Source organism: Pirellulales bacterium (assembly GCA_035939775.1).
In the GTDB taxonomy this organism is placed as follows: domain Bacteria; phylum Planctomycetota; class Planctomycetia; order Pirellulales; family DATAWG01; genus DASZFO01.
The window spans coordinates 1-3,117 of sequence record DASZFO010000374.1 but is presented as its reverse complement, the minus strand read 5'-3'; the positions used below and the strand labels follow the sequence as shown (position 1 = coordinate 3,117).

General features: G+C 60.6%; 3 protein-coding genes. All 3 read left to right on the top strand.

Features of this window, described 5'->3' with window-relative positions; all coding sequences use genetic code 11:
* The coding region (locus VGY55_24790; GenBank protein HEV2973207.1) for a hypothetical protein at positions 1 to 230 on the top strand (230 nt) is incomplete at its 5' end.
* A gap of 94 nt (positions 231 to 324) precedes the next feature.
* Positions 325 to 477 carry a hypothetical protein gene (locus tag VGY55_24785; protein ID HEV2973206.1) on the top strand — a complete coding sequence of 51 codons (153 nt, stop codon included), beginning with the start codon at positions 325 to 327 and terminating at the stop codon, positions 475 to 477.
* A 135-nt stretch (positions 478 to 612) separates the two neighbouring features.
* Positions 613 to 2,376, top strand: coding sequence for a DUF885 domain-containing protein (locus tag VGY55_24780; protein HEV2973205.1), 1,764 nt, complete (start codon positions 613 to 615; stop codon positions 2,374 to 2,376).
* Positions 2,377 to 3,117 lie beyond the last annotated feature (741 nt).

The window sequence follows — 3,117 nt, the reverse complement described above, 5'->3', positions numbered from 1 at the left end:
TTGCAAGGCAGCTCATCGGTCACGAGGCCGAGGCAACCTGGGTCGCGTTCGCTCCCGATGGCAAGCTCCTGGCCAGCGGCGATGCGCAGGGGATCGTCAAACTCTGGACGATCCCCGAGGGCAAGGAAGTGCTCAGCCTGAACCCCGATGGCCAAGCGACGACGCCGAAACCGCCGCCGGACAAGGCCGCTGTGCATCCGCTCGTAGGCTGGCCGAGCGGTCTTAGCTAAAGAAAGACGCAAGACCCCCCGGGGGGCCTGGCCGCGGGGGCTGACGGGCTACCGGTATACGCGCTCTAGCTGGATTGGGTAAGCGGTCACCGCCGTGTCGCTGACGCAGATCAGCTTGTCGCCGGCCGAGACGAGCCTGACGCCGCTCGAATCGCGATCGGCGCCGCGAAACACGCGGCGAACTCATCAGCGGACCGAATCGACGACCGCCGTTGCGAATCCGCTGTGGAACTTCGAGCGGCTGTAAATCGCGGTGTCGGATCCAAACCGTACACGGCGGTTTTGGATGGACTATGATACGCCTCTGGTGAATGCAACGAATCGCTGACGCTGAAGCCAGCTTGTAGCCACCTTGGAAGCGGCGCCTTCGGAGCCTCTTACGATGAACGTGATTCCCCTCACTGTGCGTTTGGCCATCGCGACACTGGCAATAGCCAGCCTTTCTCAGGCATCGGCTCAGGAGGCCGATCGAAAAATGGAAGACTTCTTCAAGCAATACCTCGAAGAACACTTTCAGATGCAGCCGCTGCGAGCGACGTGGTTGGGAGATCACCGATTCGATCATTTGCTCGACGACGTTTCGCCCGCTGCGCGCGGACGGTGGCTGGCGCATGCTCGGACGACGCTCGATGAGCTGCCCAAGAAAGTGGACTACTCGGCGCTTTCGCGGGCCGGCCAGATCGACTTCGAGATCTTCAAGCACGACTTGGAAACGACCATTTGGCTCACGGAGAACCGACACCCCTTTGAAGAAGATCCGCGGACCTATGTCGGCTACATCAACGACGGCGTGTACGTGTTGTTGACGCGCTCGACATTGCCCAAGGAGACCAACATCGCCAATTGCATTGCCCGCATGGGGCAAATCCCGCGGGTCGTGGCGGCGGCGAAGGCAAACCTGACCAGTCCGCCCAAGGCCATCTTAGAGACTGCCATCCGGCAGAACCGCGGAATGATTTCCTTTTACGACAAGGAGATCTTTGAACTGGCCAGAGAAACGACGCAGATCGAGGCCTTGAAAAGGTCCGCCGCCACTGTCGTGGCGCTGTTGAAGGATTATGGAGCGTTTCTGGAGGGGGACTTGATGTCGCGGGCCACCGGCGAATGGCGTCTAGGCAAGGAGAAGTTCGGCCGCCAGCAGGAGCTGGAGTTGGACGCCGGAATGACCGCCGACCAAGTGTTCGCCGATGCTCAGACCGAATTCGAGCGGGTCCGACGCGACATGTACGTCATCGCTCGCCAGTTGTGGAGCGAATACTTTCCGAAGCGACCGTTGCCTCCGGACGATGCGATCGGTCGCCGCGCCACCATCCGTCAAGTGATTGACGCCATCGGTCAGGAGCACGGCCGCCCCGACGAACTGATCCGGGACGCCCGTAGCACGGTCGACCGCATCAAAACGTTCATTCGCGAGCACGATATTCTCCGACTGCCGGATCCCGATCGCTGCCAAGTGATCGAAATGCCAAAGTTCCGGCGAGGGAATGCGGCCGCTTATCTTGACTCCGCGGCGCCGTTGGACCCTCTAGCCGAAAGCTTTTACGCCATCAGTCCTCCCGACGGGGATGCAAAGTACGTGGAAACGTTCCTGCAGGAATACAATCCTCGCATGTTGCAAATCCTGACGATCCACGAAGCGTATCCGGGACACTACGTGCAGTTCGAGTATGCCAATCGGACATCGTCACTCGTGCGGCGGGTGTTGGCGTCCGGCGTCTTCGCCGAAGGTTGGGCCGTGTACACCGAGCAGATGATGCTCGACCAGGGCTATGGCAACGGCGACCTGCGCCTGCGGTTGATGCAGCTCAAGTTCTATCTGCGGGCCGTGGCCAACGCGATCATCGCTCATCAGATGCATTACACCGACAGCTCCGATGGCAGCGTGTTGGGGTTTCTGATGGAGGAAGCCTTTCAATCCGAGGCGGAAGCGAGCGCCAAGATCGTGCGCGTCAAGCAGAGTTCGACGCAACTGAGCACTTACTTTGTCGGTCGGATGGCATTGTATCGCCTGCGGCAACAGGTCGAGCGCGAGATGGGCGACAACTTCGATCTGGGGCGTTATCACGAGGCCGTGATTTCCGAGGGCACCGTGCCCGTCAAGTATTTGCCCGAGCTGGTCCGCGCTCGGCTAAAACAGCCGCGATGAATCCCTTCTCTCCACGATGCTATCGGGATTCCACGGTAAACCGACAGCTCCAGCAGTCGTCCGACCTGGGCGTGGCTGGAGTTGTCGGAACGTATCGGTTTGAGCGCGCTCGGATGCCCGCTTTTCCTTAGCGGTTGCACGGACACGAAGCGACGATCGTGTTGCGGCCGCCGTGCCCAGCCTCGTGGTGCGGCCTCCGCTCAAGTCGGGTGTGTTTTGGCAAAATGTCATCGTACAAGGCGGGGGGTGGCGCGGGGGAGGGAGCCAGGGCCTAAGATCGGTAAGCGGTTGAAACCTGTTAAACTCGAAATAGGTTCCGCATCAGAATCCGCCGGTTCGACGTCCGGGATTATTGCGCGGCAAGCCGATGTCGCGGGCCGTCGTGTGGTGAAAAACACGCAGTCGCGAGTTTCGATTGGCGATGCCGAGAGCAGAGAGGCCACCGCGAGAAGCGCAGCGTTCGTCGGAATCGGCTCGGCAGACCGCTTTTCGATGACGGTTCCACGGGCAACCGTTCACGTGTCAGGAACGGCGGCCGAGCAAGCAGGACGAGCTTGGCCGACGCTCCCGCTCACACTTACCGGGACTGTGACCGAATCCTGCCGATGCGCTTCCCGCTGGCGCTGCTCCAACTATCGCTGCTGGTACTCCTGCTTCGCCTGCACCTCAGCCCAATACGTGTTGTAATCCAGATTTGTGTCGGGGGGAGAAGGGTCGGTAGCGACCTGCCAATACGTGTTG

Excerpts from the sequence above, each read along its gene's own strand:
- VGY55_24780 (HEV2973205.1), top strand. The coding sequence starts at position 613 with ATGAACGTGATTCCCCTCACTGTGCGTTTGGCCATCGCGACACTGGCA.